Source organism: Maribacter sp. (assembly GCF_039968975.1).
In the GTDB taxonomy this organism is placed as follows: Bacteria; Bacteroidota; Bacteroidia; order Flavobacteriales; family Flavobacteriaceae; genus Maribacter.
Map to the genome: position 1 here is coordinate 1 of NZ_JBDVOT010000023.1, position 7,347 is coordinate 7,347.

Annotated in this window: 5 protein-coding genes; all 5 read right to left on the reverse strand. The window is 31.4% G+C overall.

From position 1 onward, the window contains the following. On the reverse strand, positions 1 to 1,055 hold a 1,055-nt coding region (locus tag ABJI11_RS01425; protein ID WP_348348763.1), incomplete at its 3' end, for a sulfatase-like hydrolase/transferase. Between the two features lie 5 nt (positions 1,056 to 1,060). Further along, positions 1,061 to 2,491 (reverse strand): glycosyltransferase, encoded by a 1,431-nt coding sequence (locus tag ABJI11_RS01430; RefSeq protein ID WP_348348764.1) that lies wholly within the window; start codon positions 2,489 to 2,491, stop codon positions 1,061 to 1,063. Beyond that, positions 2,484 to 4,910: a hypothetical protein gene (locus ABJI11_RS01435; RefSeq protein ID WP_348348765.1), complete on the reverse strand. Its 2,427-nt coding sequence runs from the start codon at positions 4,908 to 4,910 to the stop codon at positions 2,484 to 2,486. The genes ABJI11_RS01430 and ABJI11_RS01435 overlap by 8 nt, the downstream gene beginning before the upstream one ends. Positions 4,911 to 4,928: 18 nt before the next feature. Further along, the gene (locus ABJI11_RS01440) at positions 4,929 to 5,294 is read right to left on the reverse strand and encodes a response regulator transcription factor (RefSeq protein ID WP_348348766.1); all 366 of its coding nucleotides are present in this window, start codon (positions 5,292 to 5,294) and stop codon (positions 4,929 to 4,931) included. A 1-nt stretch (position 5,295) separates the two neighbouring features. Continuing rightward, complete coding sequence (locus tag ABJI11_RS01445; protein ID WP_348348767.1) at positions 5,296 to 7,056, reverse strand: ATP-binding protein; 1,761 nt, start codon at positions 7,054 to 7,056, stop codon at positions 5,296 to 5,298. Between the last annotated feature and the right edge of the window lie 291 nt (positions 7,057 to 7,347).

Below are 7,347 nucleotides of genomic sequence, written 5' to 3' on the forward strand. Positions count from 1 at the left end.
AAATTTTCACTATTTAAAAATCGGTCTACCTTGTCAAAAGAACTGTTGGTGCCCTGGTAAAAAGAAGTATGGTAACCGTTGTTTTTGAGTACACTGAACATGGTCAATTTATTTGGGTATTCATCCAACTCCATGAATCCACTTTTACCAAAAGGCAAAGAACCTAACAATGACGGTAACACTCCAAAAGTTCTACCTGTATTGCTCAAGAAATTTTCCCAGTATAATGATTTGGTCGTAAGGGAATCTAAATATGGCGTAAATCCGCCATATTCGGCTCCTTCTCCCACAAAATCCCTACCCAAACCTTCAACCATTACAAAAACAATGTTCGGTTTTTCTTCAGTTAGCTCAAAATATTCGCCCAGTACATTTTTAATATTGGCACCTTGTACTAAAGGATATTCTTCTGTGGATGTATATGAATTATCTTCGGTACTTGTATTATAAACATTGACAGCCAAGTATTGTACTTTATTCTGATTAATAGGTTTACCATCTGTAAATAAAGAAGCTACAAATAGACTAAACAGTACAATGGTAAACGGATACATTTTACTAATTCTATGATAAAACTTAGAAGTAATCCTATAAAGTCCTAAAAAGAGACCTATTAAAGTAATTGAAGCGATAAGCAGATAAATTGAAATCATGAAACCACCAGAATTAGCCAAGGTAATTTGCATATCGGCGTAGCTATACCCTAAAATATCCGACCCTAAAGGAACTAAGGTAATACAGTAATAAGCTGTAAGAACAGCTTCAATAATCAAGACTAAACTTAGCAGTCCAAATACCAGATTAAAGCCATATTTAGGGCGTAAATTTTCCCAGAAATTGAAAGGAAAAACCATGACAATACCTATTAATGCGGTAAAGCCTATTTGGTGTACAATAGCTTTTAAAAAACTTATGGAAAAAATAGTATCAATAACACCTTTATAGTACAGCATGCCATATTGAAAAAGCGTAAGCACGAACAAACATCCAAAAAAGGATATCATAAGCCGCGTATACTGCTTTAAAGAATATCTATCTATACTACTTGTGTTCATTTTTATTAGGATGCTTTTGCAAAACCTTTTCTAACTTGGGATCCCCAACCAGATTTTATCTTGAATAATTTTTTATAGTTACCCCTAACCGCAGCATATACAACAATAGGGTGAAAAATGAATGGCTCTAAAATTGCCAAGCCCATTAATATTAAAATGTCTTTTGTTTTTCTGTACTGATTATATGAATACACATCCCACAGAATGGCATAGAAAGAAATCATGATAGAAAAAAGAAATATGGCCAGCGTAATCATGAGAAAGAATTCCCAGTTAAGAATACCTAAATAAGCAAATAATAAAATGGTAAAAAAGCCAAAAAACTCTAATAACGGGGAAAGCCATTCATAGAAAAACCAATACGGATAACTCAATAAGCCCAATCTACCATACTTAGAATTGAACAACATGTCTTTATGCTTAAACAATGTCTCTAGATTACCACGAGCCCAACGATCTCTTTGGTTCACTAAAATATTAAGGTCTTCAGGTACTTCTGTCCAACACAGCGGATCTGGAATATATTCAATGGTATATGGTTCTTTTCTATCATGCATATAACGACGCATCTTAAAAACAATTTCCATATCCTCACCAACGGTATTAGTATCGTAACCACCAACTGCCAATGCTATTTCACGTTCAAAAAAACCGAATGCACCAGAAATGATAAGTAAACTATCTATTCTACCCCAAGCCATTCTACCTAAAATAAAAGAACGGGTATATTCTAATAATTGAAATCTTGCCAACCAATTTGTAGGCAACCTAATTTCTTCTAATTGACCACCTTGAATAACACAAGAATTAGCTACACGTATAACACCGCCAACAGCGATAACCCTTTTCTGAGAACGTTGAAAAAATGATTTTACCACATGTAACAAAGCATCTGGTTGCAAAAGGCAATCAACATCTATACAACCAACATATTTACTCGTGGATAATGAAACACCTGCATTTAGAGCATCAGACTTACCACCGTTCATTTTATCGATTACGGTTAGTTTTTCAAAAGCTCTGTTCTTAGATTTATAGATACCACGAACTGGTTTAGATTTCCAATCTGGGTCCATTTCTATATTAATTTTCTCTAAGTCATACGAGTCTATAAGTTTCTGTAAAGTGTCATCTTTACTACCATCATTAACCACCATTACATCATAATTGACATATTGTAATGATAGTAAGGAGCGAATGTTTTCTACAATTGTCAACCCTTCATTATAGGCAGGTGCAATTATAGTTATTGTTGGAGCTAATGGAGAAGCCATTATTTTGGAAATATCTGTAAAGCTGTTCTTATTTCTATAATGAAGCGAATTTCTTGTAGAGAAATATGCCATTAAAGAAAACAGGATAAACAGAATTATGGTAAATACAAAGAATACAAAATTGATGTATTCAAGTACCACACCAAATAGCTCACTATCCATTTAACTTATTGTATAAAGAATTGGACATGGAACATAACTGATCAAACAACGTAAGACGATTTTCATCGGAATCACTACCTCTTTGTTGTGCAGGTTTTTTTGAGTCTAATTCAAAATGTAGATTGAATATAGAATCTTCTTCTAATAAAGAAACAGCTGATTCAATATTGGAAGGAATTTGAGACTTTAAATGTTTTAAGACTACTGTAGCTTTTTCGAAAAGGGACTTTGATTCAGTTTCTAATACACTTTCTAGCAAAAGAATTTCTTTCTCTCCACCTACCATCATAATTTCATCTAACAGCAGATGTCTTGTTTCTTTATCCGCTTTATGGTATACTTCAGTAAAAACACTAGTAGAAAGATTGTTGTCATTTGAAAACAAGTCGTTTGGACGTGGTGATTGATAAGAGAATTTTTGAATTAATTCATTAGCTCTATCAATGACTATATCAGAATTGTTTTCTTCAATAATTTGGTAGAGCAGTATTAGTTCTCTACAATCTCCAAGTTCTGATATGTTTTCTAACAAAACCATGTCATCAAGGTCTTTTTTACGCATAAAATTTGGAGAAAAAGAGACATCATCATTTTCAAATGAGATTATTGCTTCTTCCTTATCCGCATCTTTTATAACAACTTCATTTTGCTCATCTTCATTTTCATTTATGAAAGACCAATCAATTTCATTAATCGTCATTTTTGTAACATGATCAGTATTCAAGACAGATTTTTCTATCTGCTCTTCTTGGACAGCAGCATCGTTTAAAATAAATAATGACTCAAAATCTTCTTGTTCAAAAGCCAAATTTTCTTCCTGAACTAGGTTTTTGTCTACTACCATTGGAAGAAAATGAAAAGTAAGATCTTTTTCCATTTGCTCTTCATTTGCTATTTCAGCCATTGGTTCATTTTTATCTGAAATTTCTGTTATTGTTTCTTCTGCGTTTTCCTCTATTATTTCGTCGTTATTTATGTTGAGCAAAAAGCTTAAATCGATATCATTTATTGAATTCACTTTTTCAATTTCAGTTGACTGTAGGTCAGCTTCTAATTCATTTTCAACCAAAAGAACTTCTTCTTCTTCTTCTTTTTCAAACTCGTCTTCAGGTGTTATCTCTACAATCAACTCTTCTTTTATAATATCTTCAACTTGATCAATCAAAATCTTATCCTGATCAGTAGATAACATTTCGTGTACATTTGCTATAACTTCAGTATCGATATCAATTTCTATTTCAGTGGAAATTTCATTAATAACCTCATGTAAAGGAATTTCTTCAAGAACGTTTACTTCTTCCTTTTCCGCTTCTTGAGTTAAATCATCTAGCTTAACGTCAAAAAAGTCTAATGTTGCTATATTCTTGGTTGGTAATATTCTTTCTGGGTCTATTCTATTTAATGTACCAATGACTTTACCCTTAATATTAAAATTACGTTCAGTTAGTTGTAAGTTTTCTAAAAAAGAAACTTCATCTGTTGTCCCCAACTCACCTATAGCGTCTAATATGGCAATTTTAATATCATGACTTGCTTTAGGGTACACTAATTTTAATGTTTGCAACGCATTTACAAAGTGGAAATCTTTAATACACTCTATAGCTTCTGCCTGAATATCTCTTTTCTTATGTTTTAAAAGTGTAATGATAGATTTCTCTGCTTCATTTTGACTATAATATTTTATTAAACGTAATGAGAATAATACAACATGGGTATTTGAAGATGTTAACCACAATCCAAATTGTGGTGGCGTATAATTTGGTTTATGCCTCAGTACATCCAATAATTTAAGCTGTTGCCATTCTGCAATTTTATACTTTGTATTATCAAGAAAATATTTAATTCCTTCTTCCTTTAGATTAACCACTGCAATTTCAGCCTGCTTACGAATGGTACTTTGCCTATGGTTTATAAATTTTATGATTAATCCGTATGAATCTTCTACTTCCATAGTGGTCAATTCCAAAATTCCGCTAGAAACAACTTGCCATTTACTACTTCTTAGTTTTGCATAGGCATCATGATGTAATCCTAAATCCTTATATAATTTTATAAGTACTGCCTGTGAATTTCCTGATAAATCTTTTCGTAAGTCAAGTAATATTTCTGTAAGTACATCTCGATCAAAATTATTCTTGATCAATTCTCTAATCTCTACTTTTAAATTTAGATAATTCATCTTTTCCTCCTTTGTATTTGAATCTTCATAGAATAAAAATTCATTGATCATTGGGGAAAACTCTACCTTTTTGTCCTTAGTTCGATTATTTTTAGAAGTGATTTTGTTTCTTATAAAAAAAACACCAACAAAGTAAATTACTGCCAACACAAAAAATAATATAGTCAACCACCACAGATATTCTAAATTGAATTCTGGTGCGGTAATCAGCGATATTTTAATTTGATTTGGGGGAATCAATTAATTATAAACTTTAATTTACTTATTTATTTCTCTTGCAATACGTACTAACAATTCAGTTGGACTTACTGGTTTAGTAATGAAATCATTTGCTCCCAGTTCAAAAGCAGTTAAAACATTCTGCTCATTACCAGCCGAAGAAATAATAATTATGGGAGTATTAGATTTAAGGTCATTACGTACGTAGTCAATAAGCTCAATACCAGAACAATAAGGCATCATAATATCACTTACAATAATATCTGGCATATTACTTTTTAAATACTCTTTTACCTCTTTTCCGTTGGGTGAGTGATGTACTGAATAGCCACCTTTTTTCAACCTAAAATTTAATAAAGAGGCTAAAAGTTGGTCATCATCCGCTAATAGTACACGTTTACTCATATTACTTCTTATTCATTAATTCTAGACTTCTATTTAAATTTTCTTCCAATAATGGATAATCATTTAAGAAAGCCATGTATAATTCTTTTACTTTTTCTGGTTGATTGGTTTTGCAGCTTTTTTCTAAGTCAACAATCAGTTTTCGCATACCATCAGCTTTAATCATGGCAAAACCAGCTTTTAGTTTATGAGCAGATAAGGCGATTTCTTTTAAGTCTTGAGTTTTTAAATGAATTTTCACATTACCTATAAATTCGATAACATTAAGTTTAAACAATTTCACTAACTCCTTAAGCATATCAATCTCTCCAAAACAGTCTTTCAACAAATGTTGAAGATCAACAACCGTAGTTTCTTTAGGTTCTATCATAGGTTTTTGTAGTATTAATGAGAAATCTATCTGTTCTTTTATATTCTCTTTATTATTAAAAATGATGTTTAGCAAATCATCCAACGTATATGGTTTTAATAGAAAATCATTGATTCCAATTTCTTTACAGTCTTTGCTGTCTTGTTCTGTGAAATCAGCACTAAAAGCAATAATAGGCACTGAATTCACTTTTTTGTTTTTATGATTTCTAATGGCTTTGGATACTTCAAATCCATTTTGACCAGGCATCTTTAAATCCATCAGAATTAGGTCAATTTTTCTAGAAGACAACAAATACAAGCCTTTATCCAAATCAATATTAGCATGAACGGTACAGCCCCACTGGGTCAGCTGCTCAACAATTAAGTGCTCGTTCATTTTATTATCTTCAAATACCAATATTTCAGTACCTGCCAATAATTTGCCGTCTTTATTAGTAGTAGCTTTTTTTAATTTCTTAATAGGTTTTTTAGCAGTGGCACCAATCATATAAGGCATTCTAAAACGAACTGTAGTACCTCTATTGATAATACTATCAATTTCTATTTCACCGTTCAGTTGATCTACAATTTCTTTAGTAATCGTTAACCCAAGTCCGGTACCACCATACTTTTTAGCAGTATCATCTTCTGCCTGCGTATAAGAATTGAAAATGAAGTCAATTTTTTCTTGAGATATACCAATACCAGTATCGGCAACAGAAAATTCAATCAGAAAATCATTGTTTTTACTTTGTTTTGTAAAAACTTCTAATTTTATATACCCTCTTTCAACAAACTTTACAGAGTTTCCTAAAAGGTTTAACAATATTTGAGACAATTTAGATGGATCACCTTTAACAATCTTGGGTACATTTTCATCTATATCAATTAACAATTCTATTTCACGATCTACTATTAATGTTTCGCATAAAAACATAACATCTTTAAGTAAACTATGTAAATTGAAGTCAACCGACTCAAAATTATTATTTCCTGTAGAGATTTTAGAATATTCTAAAACTTCATTGATAAGTTTTAAAAGTGTATTAGATGCAAACTGTATGGCATCTACTTTTTTATGCTGACCCTGAGTAAGCTTTTCCTCTTTTAAAAGATTGGCAAAACCTATAATACTATTTAACGGGGTACGTATTTCATGGCTAATATGAGCTATAAATTGTTTATCAGAAACCTCATTTTTGGTTGTTGTAACTGTCTCAATATTCTTAGGTGCAATTTGTACAGGTTTTGGAGTATAAATATGTTTTTCTAAAGTAGATCTAAATGTATTAAAAGTGTCTTTTAACTCTTTAGCATCGCTGGCATTTAATTCTTCAAAAGAGAACTCTCCTACTGTTCTTTCTAGTTGAGTTAATTGACCAAGTAAATCTTTAGATTTTGAGATTGCCATAAATTAAGTATTCGGTATTTTAAATAGGTTGTTTTTTATAATTACCTAAAAATGCATCAATACAGTTGGGTGAACAATAAAAAGTTCTCAAAGGGTGGTAATTTGTTGTGAATACACTTAAATTGTAGGTCTAAACTTACTCTATGAAACAGCTTATCTATTTTTTGTGTTTTACAACCTTAATTTCTTGCGGAGAAAAAAAAGAGAAAATTGAAGAAACTACCTTAGAAAAAGCACATCGTATTCACGATGATGTGACTACCATTGATACCCATAACGATATCAATATCA

Coding starts and splice junctions, on each gene's coding strand:
- ABJI11_RS01430 (WP_348348764.1), bottom strand. CDS start 2,491: ATGGATAGTGAGCTATTTGGTGTGGTACTTGAATACATCAATTTTGTA.
- ABJI11_RS01440 (WP_348348766.1), bottom strand. CDS start 5,294: ATGAGTAAACGTGTACTATTAGCGGATGATGACCAACTTTTAGCCTCT.
- ABJI11_RS01445 (WP_348348767.1), bottom strand. CDS start 7,056: ATGGCAATCTCAAAATCTAAAGATTTACTTGGTCAATTAACTCAACTA.